Raw genomic sequence first — 13,692 nt, 5'->3', positions numbered from 1 at the left:
CCGCACCTTTTTCCCCGAGTTCCCGGGACATCACCTCATCTGCCCGTGTTGCCTGGTCAGGGCGGCGGAGACCGGGGCACCGCGCGGGGTCACCCATCTCGCCGGCCGGTGATCGGCGCGCCGTACCACTGATCACCGCGCCCGTCGGCCCTGCGCCGATGCCGCAGGGCTCAGGGGCGGGGGTCCAGCACCTCCAGAGCGCCGGTCTGGGTGTCGTAGCTGCGCAGGGTGGTGAGCCGGATCGACGGCGGCGGCGCCGGCAGCAGATCGGGGATCCGCCGGTCGGCGAAGGCGCCGGCCCGCCGGGTCCGGCCCAGGGTGATGTGCGGGGCCCAACGCCCGGGTTCGTGGAAGGGGTTGAGGGTATCGGACGGGCTGTCCGAGACCACCGCCTCCCACACCCGGCGGTGCAGCCCCGCCAACACGGAGTCGAGGTCCAGCGCCCAGGCCAGTACGGAGGTGGGCCGCTCGAAGCGGATCAGGCCGGTGCACCGGACCGGCAGCGGCAGCACGGCGGCCACCTGCCCGAGCTCCCAGCGGATCGGGGCGGTCAGCTCCGGGCAGACGGCCAGGGTGATGTGCGGGGCGTTGGTCGGCGAGTGGTGGCGTGCCTGACTGGGCAGCCCCGCGTCCGCGAGCCGCCGCCAGGCCTCCCGCACAGCCTGCTCCGCCGCCTCGTCCACCAACAGCTCGACCGTGCGCACCGCCGCAGCCTACCGACGAGTCATGCCCACGCACTCCTCGCCGGGCCGGGCCGTCAGCCCTCGTGGACTCGGCAGGTGCCCGTCGCGGATTCCGGTATGTGGCGCACCACCCTTGACCCTGCCGCGATCTCCGGCTTAACGTTCCGGCGTTTACAGCTCATTGAAACGATTCAACTCCGCGAACCAGAATCTGGGGCACGACATGCACAAGCCCATCCCCCGGCATGACGGGATGACCCGGCGCGCGGTCCTGGCCGCCTCCCTGGCCGCCGGCGCCGCCACCGTCCTCAGCACGGCGGGCCCGGCGGCCTCCGCCACCGCGCTCACCGGCCCGCAGCACCTGTCCGGGGGCTGGTTCGCCACCACCCCGCGCTCCGTGCGCCCCAAGTTCCGCTGGTGGTGGCCGGACGGTCTGGTCGATCCGGCGGAGATCGCCCGCGAGATCGACCAGATCGCCGACGCCGGTTTCGGCGGTGCCGAGATCGCCGCCGTCCACCACAGCATCAAGGACAAGTCCGTCCTCGACACCGCGCACCACGGCTGGGGCAGCACCCCCTGGCGCGACGGCGTCGAGGCGGCCCTGCGCCAGGCCGCCCGCCGCGGTCTGACCGTCGACCTCACGCTCGGCCCCAGCTGGCCCGTCGCCGTCCCGGGCGTCACCCCCGACGACGAGGCCGCCGCCCAGGAACTCGCCTACGGCCGCTCCTTGGTGGCCGCCGGCACCACCTACCGGGGCCCGGTCCCCGAGCCCGTGCGCGCGGCCGCCCCCGGCGTCACGCGGCGCACCCTGCTCGCCGTCCAGGCCGCCCGGGTCGAGCCGGCCAACGCCACCCGCAGGGAGACCGGCCTCGACCTCGCGAGCGTCCGCGACCTCACCCCCGACGTCCGCGACGGCGCCCTGACCTGGACCGCCCCCGCCGACGGGGACTGGGTGCTCGTCTCCTACTGGCGGCGCGGCAGCGCCCAGCAACCGGAGTCCGGCCCGCACTCCGCCCCGGCCGCCTACGTCGTCGACCACTTCAGCCCCGCCGGCACCGAGGCCGTCACCGGGTTCTGGGAGCGCGCCCTCCTGACGGGCACCGTGCGCCGCCTGCTCAAGGCCGCCGGGGGCGCCTTCTTCGAGGACTCGATCGAGCTGGAGACCGACGCCCTGGTGTGGACCTCCGCCCTGCCCCAGGCCTTCGAGAAGCGCACCGGACGCCCCCTGCTGCCCTGCCTGCCCGCGCTCGTCCTCGACGACAGCAACCAGGTCTTCGCCTTCGAGGCCCAGGTCACCCGGCAGATCCGCCACGACTTCTGGGAGACCGTCTCGTACCTGTTCAACACCCACCACGTCACCGCCCTGCGGGACTGGGCGCACTCGCTCGGCATGGAGTCGCGCTCCCAGCCCTACGGGCTGCAGACCGACTCCATCGCCTCCGCGGCGATCCTCGACATCCCCGAGGGCGAGTCGCTCGGCTTCAAGAACCTCGACGACTACCGCTGCCTGGCCGGCGGCCGCGACATGGCCGGGCACACCGTCCTGTCCTGCGAGTCGGGCGCCTACAACGGCTCGGCCTACAGCACCACCTGGGACCGGTTCCTGCGCACCATGGGCGGCGCGTACGCGGCCGGCGTCAACCAGACGGTCGTGCACGGTTTCTCCTACGCCACCGCCCCCGGCGTCGCCTGGCCCGGCTTCGCCGCCTTCAGCCCGTACAACGGGGCCTCCGGCTACGGGGAGTCCTGGGGTCCCAGGCAGCCCACCTGGCGGCACATGGAGGACATCGCCGGCTACCTGGGCCGCGTCCACCGCGTCCTGCAGACCGGCACCCCGCGTGCCGACGTGGCGGTCTTCCGGCAGACCGGCTACACCGCCACCGGCATCGGCGCCTCCTGGTTCACGGCGACCGGCGTACCGCTCGGCTGGACACACCAGTTCCTCAGTGGCCCGCTGCTCGACCTGCCCTCGGCCCGCGTCTCCGAGGGACGGCTCGCGCCCGACGGGCCCGCTTACAAGGCCCTGTTCGTGGAGGGCGACTTCTTCTACGGCTCCACCCCGACCCTCGCGCTCGACGACGCGCGGAAGCTGCTGCGGCTGGCCCGGGCGGGGCTGCCCGTCGTCCTGCTCGGCGCCTTCGACCAGGCACTCACGCCGGGCGTGCCCGGCCCGGGCGACACGGAGCGCCTGCGCACGGTCCTGGCGAGCCTGCTGGCCCTGCCGAACGTCAGACGCGTCACCGACAAGGCAGCCGTCGGCGACGCCCTCACGTCCCTCGGTGTCCGGCCCGACGCCCGCTACGCCGTCGGCTCCACGCTGCTGAACTTCCACCGGGTCGACGGCGACACGGACTTCTACTACCTCTGCAACGGCAAGCACGCCGAGACCGTCAAGCCGCCCGTCGCTCCCGTCGACCACGACGTCACCCTGCGCCGCACCCGGCGCGGCACCACCGTTCCCTACCGGCTCGACCCGTGGACGGGCGAGGCCACCCGCGTCGCCCGCTACACCGAGACCGACGACGGCGTCACCGTGCGCGTCACCCTCCAACCCGGCCAGGCCACCGTCGTCGCGCTCGGCCGGCCCGGACTCTTCGGCGACGGCAACGGCAACCGCCCGCACGCGGTGGACAGCGACGCCGACCGCGTGGTGTTCACCGGCCGGGGCCTGGCCGTACGCGTCGCCGGCGCCGGCACGTACACCACGCGCCTCTCCGACGGCAGCACGGCGACCACCACCGTGGCCGCCGTGCCCCCGCCCGTCACCCCGTCCCGCTGGCGGCTCGACGTCGAGGACTTCCGCCCCGGCGCGGACGCGACCAGCACCGACATCGTCACGCGCACCGTGGCTCTGGACGCCCTGCTGCCCTGGTCGCAGATCCCGGAACTGGCCGACTCGGCCGGCGTCGGCCGCTACCGCACCACGGTGTCGCTGCCCTCCGACTGGACCTCGGCCCACGGCGCCTACCTCGAACTCGGCACGGTCAGCGACACCTTCCGGGTCACCGTCAACGGCACCCGCCTGGCCCCCGTCGACCGGCTGAACCCGGTCGTCGACCTCGGCGGGCACCTGCACCGCGGCGACAACGTCATCGAAGTCGAGGTGGCGACCCCGCTGATCAACCGCCTGCGCGTCGTCCAGCCGTCCGTGTTCGGCGCCGCGGCCCGCCAGGCGTACGGCCTGACCGGGCCGGTACGCCTGGTGCCCTACGTCGAGAGGCGGGTGGGCTGACGTCACCGGAGCGACCGCCGAGGGGCTCCTCGGCCGCCTCGGCCGCCTCGGTCGCGAGGACGCGGAGCGTGCGCGAGACACTCCCGAGCGGCTCGCCGGCGAGCGGGACGTACGGCTGTCGACGGCTCACCCTGACGTGGCGCCCCTCCAGGGCGAGGCTGAGTGTTCCGACGGGCACGTCCTGCGGACCGCGCCCGGTCGGCCCCGGCTCGCTAGCATGCGGCGCATGGCCATCACGTTCGAGAACGTCGGCATCGCCGTGCGCGACCTGGAAGCAACGATCTCCTTCTTCACCGACCTCGGCCTCACGGTCGTCGGCCGTGACACGGTCAGTGGGGAGTGGACCGACACCGCGGTCGGCCTGGACGGCAATCACGCCAAGATCGCGATGCTCCAGACGCCGGACGGGCAGGGTCGTCTTGAGCTCTTCGAGTACATCCGTCCCGAAGCGATCGAGACGGAGCCCACTCGTCCCAACGAGATCGGGATGCACCGCGTCGCCTTCTCGGTCGACGACATCGACGAGGCCCTCGAGGCAGCCGCGAGGCACGGGTGCCGTCCGCTTCGCGGTGTGGCGACCTATGAGGACATCTACAAGCTCACGTACCTGCGCGGCCCCAGCGGCATCCTCGTCATGCTCGCCCAGAAGCTGAAGAAGGACTGACGGCGAACGCTGCCCACATCAGAGAAACGGCCTCTCCCCCTCCCCCCGGGGCGGGGAAGCCGCAGGCCCCGCTAGTCCTGGTACTGCGTCAGGTCGATTCCGTACAGGAGCAGTTCGTGACCGTCGAGCGGGTGCTGTGCGGTGCCCTCCGCCTGCATGCCGAGTTTGCCGAGCACGTTCGCGGAGGCGCTGTCGTCCGCCCGGCAGACCGCGACCACCCGGTCCAGGCCCCGGTCCTGCAGGGCGAACTCCAGGGTGGCGTGCGCGGCTTCGGAGGCGTAGCCCTGCCCCCAGAACACCCGTCCCAGACGCCAGCCGATCGCCACCTGGCCGGCGATCGCATCCGGGGTGGCCGCCACGGTCAGGCCGACGGCGCCCGCCAGCTCGCCGGAGCCCAGCAGCTCGACCGCGAACGTCCCGAAGCCCTCCTCGTCCCACTCCTCCTCCCACGCCTCGACGTCCTGGGCGGTTTGTTCGAGGGAGCGCGGCTTTCCGTCCCCGATGTTCCGCATCACCGCCGGGTCGGCGTGGATCTCGGACAGGGCGACGAGGTCGTCGTCGAACCATCGGCGCAGGAGGAGGCGGGGTGTGCGGATCTCGGTCATGCCCCCCATCCTGCCGACACGGCGTCACCGGCGCGAACCGAGGCGCCGCATCCCGGCGGTCGCCTCCGCCGGGACCGCCGGCCCACGCCCGCCCGCGTCAGCACGAGCGGCGTCAGAACAACCGGCCCTGGGAGCCTCGTTGAGCGGGGTGCGGGGAGGGCCGGCCCGTTCCTGCCGGAGCCGGTTCGTCGCCGAAGAGCGGAGCAGTACCGCACTCGTCCAGCTCGGCCGGGATCCGTCCGTCCACCTCCGGGCGTGGGGGCGCCTCACAGTCGAAGTCGTCCGGAGTCATGCGCACCCAGTCGCGGCCACCCTGCTCACTCACCCGTCGTCACCGCCTCTCCCCCGGGCCCGTTCCCGGAAGGGCCCACCCATGATCAGTTCCACCATCCGGGCGGTCGTGAACACCCCGGGACGCCCGGAGCCGGCGGCGCGCGCCACCGACTTTGAACACACTGATGACAAAGTATGGACATGACAAGCGAAAGTCTCTTACCTTTGCGGCGCAACCCGCGCTCCACCCCCGTGAACGACCGGAACGATCCGGCACGGTCCGGTCCCCAGCACAGGAGGACCAATGCGCCAACGACCCTTCCCCCGAGCCCGAAGACACCTTCTCGCAGTGCTCACGTCCACCGTCCTGGCCGGCGGTGTCCTGGCCACGCCGGCGGCGGCAGCCGACCCCGCCCCGGCGCCGGCGAGCCCTTCCCCGGCGGCTGCCGCCGACATACCGCCGCAGGAACCCGGCGTGACGCTGCGCGTCTATGACGTCCAGACCCCGCTCAGCAAGCTGTGCACCCTCAAGCCGGGGCAGACCCCCAACCACGACAAGCTCATGCCCACCGTCGACTGGTCCACGGCCGCCGACTTCGGCGGGTTCGAGGACCGGTTCGTCTCGGAGGCGACCGGCTATCTGATCGCCCCGCGCGAGGGGTCGTACGTCTTCCGCCTCACCAGCGACGACGGCTCCCGCCTGTCGCTCGACGGCTCCACGGTGATCGACCACGACGGTCTGCACGGCGCCGAACCGAAGGACGGCACCGTCCATCTCACCACCGGTTCCCACCCCTTGCGCGTCGAGCACTTCGAACGCGACGGCGGGCAGCAGGTGCAGCTGTCCTGGAAACCGCCGGGCGAGAGCGAGTTCACCCTCGTGCCCCGAGAGGCACTGAGCACCGACGCCGGTGTCGTCCGGGTGACGGCACCGGGCCGCAAGGAGTGCGAGGCGAGCGGCGACTCCCCCGGCGACGGGCTGCCCCTCACCTCCGTACGCCCCGACCTCGACCTGACGGACCTGCGCCCCGACGGTTTCGAGCCGCAGGTCAGCGGCATGGACTGGCTGCCCGACGGGCGACTGGCCATCAGCACCTGGGGCGGCAGTGACAACGTTGCCGGTGAGGTGTACCTGCTCGACAACGTCACCGGGAAGACCAGCCGCGACAAGGTCACCGTCAAGAAGGTCGCCGAGGGGCTGCGCGAGCCCATGGGGATCAAGTACGTCGACGGTTCCCTGTACGTCTCGCAGAAGCACGAGCTGACCCGGCTGGTGGACGACGACGGCGACGACGTCACCGACACCTACCGCACGGTCGCCACCTGGCCCTACGGCGGCAACTTCCACGAGTTCGCGTTCGGTCTGCTCTACCGCGACGGGTACTTCTACGTGAATCTCTCCGTCGCCATCGACTACGGCGGCGCGACCACCACTCCGCAGCCCGCTCCGGGCCGCGGCACCACCTACAAGATCAGCAAGACGACCGGCCGGATCAGCCCGGTCGCGGGCGGGCTGCGCACACCCAACGGGATCGGATGGGGCCCGGAAGGCGGCCTGTTCACCACCGACAACCAGGGCGGCTGGCTCCCGTCGTCGAAGCTGGTCCAGATCAAGCAGGACCGCTTCTTCAACCACTACACCGAGCCCGCCGGCCCCTTCGAGTCCTCCCCCGTCACCGCGCCGGTGCTCTGGCTCCCGCAGAACGAGATCGCCAACTCTCCCTCGACACCGCTGTACTTGACGAAGGGGCAGTTCGCGGGGCAGATGCTGATCGGCGACGTCACCTACGGCGGTCTCCAGCGCGCCTACCTGGAGAAGGTGAAGGGCCAGTACCAGGGCGCCGTCTTCCGCTACACCCAGGGCCTGGAAGCCGGCGTCAACCGCATCAGCCTCGGCCCCGACGGCGCCGTCTACGCCGGTGGACTCGGCGCCGACGGCAACTGGGGCCAGGAGGGCAAACTCCGGTTCGGCCTGCAGAAACTGACACCCAACGGCGGCAACACGTTCGACATCAAGTCGATGCGTGCCGTCCCGGGCGGTTTCGACCTGACGTACACCCAGCCGGTGTCCGAGCAGACCGCCGCACAACTCGCCCAGCGCTACCGGGTGGAGCAGTGGCGCTACACCCCGACCACCGACTACGGCGGTCTGAAGATCGGCGAGGAGAGGCTCGCCGTCCGTTCCGCGACGCTCTCCGACGACCGCCGCACCGTCCGGCTGCGGACGGACGGCCTGAAGCCCGGTCATGTGGTGCACGTGCGCTCCCCGCGCCCCTTCACCTCGGCCGCCGGGGAGGCGCTGTGGAGCACCGAGGCCTGGTACACGCTCAACGAGATGCCCGGGAAGCAGCCGCCGGCCGCCACCCTGTACGAGGCGGAGGAGGCACGGCTGACCGGTACGGCCGGGATCAACACCGACCACTCCGGCTACTCCGGCAGCGGTTTCGTCGACCGTTACGCCACCGAGGGCAAGGCCGCCACGACGTTCGACGTGACCGTCCCGAAGAGCGGCACGTACGACGTGAACCTCCGCTACTCCAACGGCCCGAACCCGTTCGCCGGCACCAAGTCCCTCTCCCTGTACGCCGACGGGAAGAAGGTACGGCAGATCCGGCTGCCCTCCACCGGGGACTGGGACTCCTGGTCCACGCGGACCGAACAGCTCCCCCTGCGCGCCGGCCGCAACGAGATCTCCTACCGGTTCGATGCCGGCGACACCGGGCACGTCAACCTCGACCTGATCACCGTGCATCCGCACGGCGCCGAGGTGGCGCTCTTCGACGGCACCGCCGGTTCGCAGGCGCAGTGGCAGCACACGGACGGGCGCAAGGTGGCCTGGCCGTTGACGGAGGAGAAGTCGATGGAGGTGTGCTGCGGCGACATCCGCACCAAGGACGCCTACCAGGACTTCGCCCTGCACGTGGAGTTCCGTGTCCCCCTGCTGCCACCGGACGTCACCGGCCAGGACCGCGGGAACAGCGGGATCTTCCTCCAGGACCGCTACGAGCTGCAGATCCTCGACTCCTACGGTGACACCTCCCTGGACACCAACGAGGCCGGGGCGATCTATCTGAAGAAGGCACCCGACGCGAACATGGCGACCAGGCCGGAGACCTGGCAGACCTACGACATCGTCTTCCGTGCGGCCCGCTTCGACGAGGACGGCAACAAGACCGCCGACGCCCGGGTGACGGTCGTGTGGAACGGCCGGACGGTCCACGACGACATCGCCCTCGACGGTCCCACCGCCTCGGGCCGGTCCGAGACACCGGCGGCGGGGGCGATACGGCTGCAGGACCACGGCAACAAGGTCCGCTTCCGCAACATCCAGGTGCGACCGCTGCGGTAACCCGTCACCGGGGCGGACTTCGCTCCAGTGGACAGCCGGAGGGCTGGTGGCCATGGCCACCAGCCCTCTGCCGGTTCCCGGCCCCTCGCCTCCCCCGCCTGCCTGGCTGCCGTCCGTCGCCACGGCGGACCGGCCGCGGGTGCGGCACGATGGGGGTGTGCGTACGCGACCAGTGCTGATCTTCGACGGGGACTGCGGCTTCTGCGCCACGTCGGTGCGGGTCATCCGGCGTGTGGTGCGGCCCCGCTGCGAGATCGTGCCGTGGCAGCGCGCGGATCTCGCCTTGCTCGGCGTCACCGCGGAGCGGGCCCGCCACGAGGCCCTGTGGGTGACACCCACCGGGCGGGTGTACGGCGGTGCGCAGGCCGTGGCGAGGATCCTGCTGAGCGCGGGCGGCGTGTGGGCCGTTCCAGGAGCGGTCCTCACCTGGCCGCTCGTACGCCGGGCCGCCCACGGCGTCTACCGTCTCGTGGCCGTCAACCGCGGTCGACTGCCTGGAAGGACGGCGGCGTGCGCGCTGCCCGGGACCGAGACGCACCGGGCGTAGTCCAGCGGACCGGTCCGGCGCCGGGTCGGCGATCGTGGACCGCATCGGGAACGGACACATGGTCACCGCCAGGCAGGGCAGAGGAAATGCCGGCGCCGCGCCGACGGTACGCGCGGTACGTCAGTCGAGGCCTGGGAGGCCGGGGTGTTCGAAGGATTTCAGACCGCGCAGGTCGATGTCGGTCCGGCTTCCGTCTTCGTCCGCTACGGCGGGGAGGGCCCGCCGGTGGTGCTGCTGCACGGCCATCCCCGCACCTCGGCGACATGGCACCGGGTCGCTCCGCTGCTCGTGGAAGCCGGTCACACGGTCGTCTGCCCGGACCTGAGGGGATACGGGCGCTCAAGGGGACCGCGCTTCACCGCCGATCACGCGGGCTATTCCAAACGCGCCGTCGCCGGGGACGTGGTGGCCGTGATGCGCCACCTGGGCCATCGCCGCTTCGCACTCCTCGGACACGACCGCGGGGGCTATGTGGCGCTGCGCCTCGCCCTCGACCATCCAGAGAGCGTCACCCGGGTGGCCTTCGCGGACTGCGTGCCGCTCACGGAACACCTGTCGCGGATCACCGTTGACTTCGCCACCCAGTGGTGGCACTGGTTCTTCTTCGCCCAGCCGGACATCCCCGAGCGCGTCATCACCGCCGACCCCGACAGCTGGTACAGCGGCGACCCCGAGTCGATGGGACGCGAGAACCACGACGAGTGGCGACGAGCCACACGCGATCCCGACGTCGTACGGGCGATGCTCGAGGACTACCGCGCCGGCCTCACCATCGACCGGCGGCACGAGGAGGCCGACCGCGCCGCCGGTGCGCGCATCAATTGCCCGACGCTCGTCCTCTGGTCACTGCGGGACGACCTGGAGGACCTGTACGGGGACCCTCGCGCGATCTGGCGCCGCTGGGCCGGAGACGTCCGCGGCCACGGCATCGACTCCGGCCATCATGTCGCCGAACAGGCGCCCGGAGCACTGGCCTCGGCCCTCGTGGACTTCCTTCGGCCGGGTCCGGACCACGAGTAGCACACACGTCGACGCTACACCGGGTTGCGTCCGGTGATGTCACCGCCGGGGTCGTCCAGCAGGGCGATGCGGACGCTGATGCGTTTGCCGACCGGCTCGCGCTGGACCTCGAAGCCCTGCGCGACGGCCATGACGATCTCCAGACCGTGCTGCCCGACTCTGCCCGCGTCGGCGGCCCGGGCCACCGGCAGGACCGGGTCGCTGTCCCACACGATCACGTGCACCCCGTCGCCGGAGACGCGCAGTTCCATCAGCACGGGCCCGGGGGCGTACTTGCGGGCGTTGGTGACCAGCTCGCTGACCACCAGCCGGGTCAGGTCCATGGCGCGTGCGGAGACCGGAATGCCGTGCTCGGCCTGGACGCGGGCGAGGAAGGCGGCCGCCCGGTGGCGGGCCTCGGCGATGACGTGCCCGTCACCGTCGAGGGCGACCGTGTCCTGGATCAGAGGGGTGGCGCCCGGCATCACGTGGCCCTCACCCTCGGGAACTGCTTCAGCCGGCTCCACTCCCGTACCCCCGTTCACACGCCTGTGCCTACCCCGCACTATGCCTCACATGCTCCTCGGGGTCTCCACCATGGGGTGAACGCGTGTTCGTCGCAGTCGCGCTCGGCTTCGGGCGGGCTGTGGGCGCACACCGCCTGACGGTGGACCACATCGCCGTCGGTGGCATCCGGCGGGTCACCCGGACTCACCCGTATCACCCTGCGTACGCAGGCGCCGCCGCACGGCCGCGTCCAGTTGCCGGCCCACCGGTGGCGGCAGGGGATCGCCGAGCGCCCAGTCGATCACCGTCTCGGCCACCGCGTGCAGTTTGACGTTCGCGTGCTGGGACACCTCACGCAGCACTTCGAACCCGGCGGTCGGCGCCAGTCGGTGGACCGCGACGAGGACACCGATGGCCTGATCGACCGTGGCGTGGGAATCGACCGCCTGCCGCAACTGGGCGTTCTCCCGCTCCAGGCGGGTCGGCGCGGCATCCTCCCTGGCCTCGGGCTGGGACCGCTGCGCATGGGAAGTCGTCATCACCGGCTCTCCATCGTGAGGTTACGTCTGCTCCTCATACGCCTGCCCACAACGCGAGCCGCGAGACACCGGACGAGACGGCCACGGCTCCGGCCTCGCACCCCGCCGGCACCGTAGGGGAGGCCTGACTCCCCGGATCGGCCGTTCCCGGCCGACGGACGGACGGTCACGGTCCGGTGCGTGCAGCGGGCGTCGCGGCGTCGCCCGGCACGTAACCTCTTCCTGTGTCAGCCTCCCGTCTGCATCGCGTCGCCGTCCTCGTGCTCGAAGGTGCGAAGCCGCTCGACGTCGGGATTCCCGCGCAGGTCTTCACGACCCGCGCGAGCATGCCGTACGAGGTGCGGGTGTGCGGGGCGACCCCCGGTCTGGTGACCGGCGGTGACGGGCTGGCCTACCACGTCGCCCACGGCCTGGACGCGCTCGCGTGGGCCGACCTCGTCTTCGTCCCCGGCTACCGGCACCCGGACCGCGACGACCCGCCGCCGGCCGTCGTCGACGCGCTGATCGCCGCACACGGCCGGGGCGCGCGGCTCGCCGCCATCTCGACGGGCGCCTTCGCGCTCGCCGCCACGGGTCTGCTCGACGGCCGGCGCGCCACGACGCACTGGCACTACACGCGGGCCCTCGCAGCCAGGCACCCGCTCGTGCGGGTCGACGAGAACGTGCTGTTCGTCGACGAGGGCAGCGTGCTCACCTCGGCCGGCGCCGCCTCCGGCATCGACCTGTGCCTGCACATCCTGCGCGGCGATCTCGGAGTGGCCGCCTCCAACCACGCGGCCCGGCGTCTGGTCGCGGCCCCCTACCGCAGCGGCGGCCAGGCCCAGTACGTGCCACGCAGCGTCCCCGAGCCGCTCGGCGAGCGGTTCGCCGCCACCCGCGAGTGGGCGCTGCACCGGCTCGGCGAGCCCCTCACCCTCGACGTGCTGGCACAGCAGGCGGGAGTGTCGGCGCGTACGTTCTCCCGGCGCTTCGTGGAGGAGACCGGCTACACGCCGATGCAGTGGGTGATGCGCGCCCGCATCGACCTGGCCAGGGAACTGCTGGAACGCTCGGAGCGCAGCGTCGAGCAGATCGCCGACGACGTCGGCCTCGGTACCGGCGCCAATCTGCGCCTGCACTTCCAGCGCATCCTCGGCACCACACCGAGCGAGTACCGGCGCACCTTCACCCGCGGCGAGTGAGCCGTTCCCCACGCGTGGCGGGATCCTTTTGAACCATGGCGATACCGCCACTGTCCTGGGTGGGGGCCGCGGACGAGCATGGGGGCGAAGGGAAGGGACCTCATTCATGACTCGCATCGCCATCAACGGATTCGGCCGCATCGGACGCAATGTGCTGCGTGCCCTGCTGGAGCGTGACAGCGCCCTGGAGATCGTGGCCGTCAACGATCTGACGGAGCCCGCCGCGCTCGCCCGGCTGCTCGCCTACGACAGCACGGCCGGCCGGCTGGGACGCCCGGTGAGTGTCGACGGGGACGCCCTCGTCGTCGACGGCCGCCGGATCACGGTACTGGCCGAGCGCGAACCGGCGCAGCTGCCGTGGGCCGAACTCGGCGTCGACATCGTCCTGGAAGCCACCGGCCGCTTCACCTCGGCGAAGGCCGCCCGGGCCCACCTCGACGCCGGCGCGAAGAAGGTGCTCGTCAGCGCGCCGTCGGACGGCGCGGACGTCACGCTCGCGTTCGGGGTCAACACCGACGCCTACGACCCGGACGTGCACACGATCGTCTCGAACGCCTCCTGCACCACCAACGCGCTCGCGCCGCTGGCCAAGGTGCTCGACGAACTCGCCGGTATCGAGCACGGCTTCATGACGACGGTGCACGCCTACACGCAGGAGCAGAACCTGCAGGACGGTCCGCACCGCGACGCCCGTCGCGCCCGGGCCGCCGGTGTGAACATCGTGCCGACCACGACCGGCGCCGCCAAGGCGATCGGCCTGGTGCTGCCGAACCTGGACGGCAAGCTGTCGGGCGACTCGATCCGCGTACCGGTGCCGGTGGGCTCGATCGTCGAACTCAACACGACGGTCGCGCGTGAGGTGACGCGCGAGGACGTGCTGGCGGCGTACCGCGCCGCGGCCGAGGGTCCGCTCGCCGGTGTCCTCGAGTACTCGGAGGACCCGCTGGTGTCGTCCGACATCGTGGGCAACCCCGCCTCGTCGATCTTCGACTCGGCGCTCACCCGCGTCGACGGCCGCCACGTCAAGGTCGTCGCCTGGTACGACAACGAGTGGGGCTTCTCGAACCGCGTGATCGACACGCTCGAGTTCCTCGCCGCCCGCTGACGCACGCC

At 71.8% G+C, this 13,692-nt stretch carries 12 protein-coding genes; 7 read left to right on the top strand and 5 right to left on the bottom strand.

What is annotated here, in order from left to right; all coding sequences use genetic code 11:
- Positions 1 to 170: 170 nt before the first annotated feature.
- Positions 171 to 704: a 2'-5' RNA ligase family protein gene (locus ABTZ58_RS08605; RefSeq protein ID WP_351352165.1), complete on the bottom strand. Its 534-nt coding sequence runs from the start codon at positions 702 to 704 to the stop codon at positions 171 to 173.
- 202 nt (positions 705 to 906) lie between these two features.
- On the opposite strand from ABTZ58_RS08605, the gene ABTZ58_RS08600 reads away from it, so the two are divergent.
- Positions 907 to 3,915: a glycosyl hydrolase gene (locus ABTZ58_RS08600; RefSeq protein WP_351352162.1), complete on the top strand. Its 3,009-nt coding sequence runs from the start codon at positions 907 to 909 to the stop codon at positions 3,913 to 3,915.
- 226 nt (positions 3,916 to 4,141) lie between these two features.
- Positions 4,142 to 4,579, top strand: a complete 438-nt coding sequence (locus ABTZ58_RS08595; protein WP_351352159.1) for a VOC family protein — start codon at positions 4,142 to 4,144, stop codon at positions 4,577 to 4,579.
- A 71-nt stretch (positions 4,580 to 4,650) separates the two neighbouring features.
- On the opposite strand, the gene ABTZ58_RS08590 is transcribed toward ABTZ58_RS08595, so the two are convergent.
- Positions 4,651 to 5,184 (bottom strand): GNAT family N-acetyltransferase, encoded by a 534-nt coding sequence (locus tag ABTZ58_RS08590; protein ID WP_351352156.1) that lies wholly within the window; start codon positions 5,182 to 5,184, stop codon positions 4,651 to 4,653.
- Positions 5,185 to 5,296: 112 nt separating this feature from the next.
- Positions 5,297 to 5,509, bottom strand: coding sequence for a hypothetical protein (locus tag ABTZ58_RS08585; RefSeq protein WP_351352153.1), 213 nt, complete (start codon positions 5,507 to 5,509; stop codon positions 5,297 to 5,299).
- A gap of 252 nt (positions 5,510 to 5,761) precedes the next feature.
- Here ABTZ58_RS08585 and ABTZ58_RS08580 point away from each other — a divergent pair, with 252 nt between their 5' ends.
- The 3 genes from ABTZ58_RS08580 to ABTZ58_RS08570 all read left to right on the top strand — a co-directional run bounded on the left by ABTZ58_RS08580 (position 5,762) and on the right by ABTZ58_RS08570 (position 10,373).
- A complete protein-coding gene (locus tag ABTZ58_RS08580; protein WP_351352150.1) occupies positions 5,762 to 8,806 on the top strand; it encodes a 3-keto-alpha-glucoside-1,2-lyase-like domain-containing protein in 3,045 nt (1,014 codons plus the stop codon).
- 157 nt (positions 8,807 to 8,963) lie between these two features.
- Positions 8,964 to 9,353: a thiol-disulfide oxidoreductase DCC family protein gene (locus tag ABTZ58_RS08575; RefSeq protein WP_351352147.1), complete on the top strand. Its 390-nt coding sequence runs from the start codon at positions 8,964 to 8,966 to the stop codon at positions 9,351 to 9,353.
- A gap of 144 nt (positions 9,354 to 9,497) precedes the next feature.
- Positions 9,498 to 10,373, top strand: coding sequence for an alpha/beta fold hydrolase (locus ABTZ58_RS08570; RefSeq protein ID WP_351352144.1), 876 nt, complete (start codon positions 9,498 to 9,500; stop codon positions 10,371 to 10,373).
- 14 nt (positions 10,374 to 10,387) lie between these two features.
- Here the strand turns inward: ABTZ58_RS08570 and ABTZ58_RS08565 are convergent, their stop codons facing one another.
- Positions 10,388 to 10,837, bottom strand: a complete 450-nt coding sequence (locus tag ABTZ58_RS08565; protein ID WP_351352141.1) for an ATP-binding protein — start codon at positions 10,835 to 10,837, stop codon at positions 10,388 to 10,390.
- A gap of 216 nt (positions 10,838 to 11,053) precedes the next feature.
- The gene (locus ABTZ58_RS08560) at positions 11,054 to 11,398 is read right to left on the bottom strand and encodes an ANTAR domain-containing protein (protein ID WP_351352138.1); all 345 of its coding nucleotides are present in this window, start codon (positions 11,396 to 11,398) and stop codon (positions 11,054 to 11,056) included.
- A 224-nt stretch (positions 11,399 to 11,622) separates the two neighbouring features.
- On the opposite strand from ABTZ58_RS08560, the gene ABTZ58_RS08555 reads away from it, so the two are divergent.
- The gene (locus ABTZ58_RS08555) at positions 11,623 to 12,579 is read left to right on the top strand and encodes a GlxA family transcriptional regulator (protein WP_351352135.1); all 957 of its coding nucleotides are present in this window, start codon (positions 11,623 to 11,625) and stop codon (positions 12,577 to 12,579) included.
- Positions 12,580 to 12,685: 106 nt separating this feature from the next.
- Entirely contained in the window at positions 12,686 to 13,684 is a 999-nt protein-coding gene (gene gap, locus ABTZ58_RS08550; RefSeq protein ID WP_351352132.1) for a type I glyceraldehyde-3-phosphate dehydrogenase, read from the top strand.
- The last annotated feature ends 8 nt before the right edge of the window (positions 13,685 to 13,692 follow it).

It is taken from the genome of Streptomyces sp. NPDC094143 (genome assembly GCF_040303825.1).
Taxonomy (GTDB): domain Bacteria; phylum Actinomycetota; class Actinomycetes; order Streptomycetales; family Streptomycetaceae; genus Streptomyces.
The sequence above is the reverse complement of the archived record's forward strand: the minus strand, read 5'-3'. Positions and strand labels throughout refer to the sequence as shown.

What these genes read in the sequence shown, in the direction of transcription:
- ABTZ58_RS08595 (WP_351352159.1), top strand. Translation starts at nt 4,142, where the DNA reads ATGGCCATCACGTTCGAGAACGTCGGCATCGCCGTGCGCGACCTGGAA.
- ABTZ58_RS08590 (WP_351352156.1), bottom strand. Translation starts at nt 5,184, where the DNA reads ATGACCGAGATCCGCACACCCCGCCTCCTCCTGCGCCGATGGTTCGAC.
- ABTZ58_RS08600 (WP_351352162.1), top strand. Translation starts at nt 907, where the DNA reads ATGCACAAGCCCATCCCCCGGCATGACGGGATGACCCGGCGCGCGGTC.
- ABTZ58_RS08565 (WP_351352141.1), bottom strand. Translation starts at nt 10,837, where the DNA reads ATGCCGGGCGCCACCCCTCTGATCCAGGACACGGTCGCCCTCGACGGT.
- gap (WP_351352132.1), top strand. Translation starts at nt 12,686, where the DNA reads ATGACTCGCATCGCCATCAACGGATTCGGCCGCATCGGACGCAATGTG.
- ABTZ58_RS08580 (WP_351352150.1), top strand. Translation starts at nt 5,762, where the DNA reads ATGCGCCAACGACCCTTCCCCCGAGCCCGAAGACACCTTCTCGCAGTG.
- ABTZ58_RS08560 (WP_351352138.1), bottom strand. Translation starts at nt 11,398, where the DNA reads ATGACGACTTCCCATGCGCAGCGGTCCCAGCCCGAGGCCAGGGAGGAT.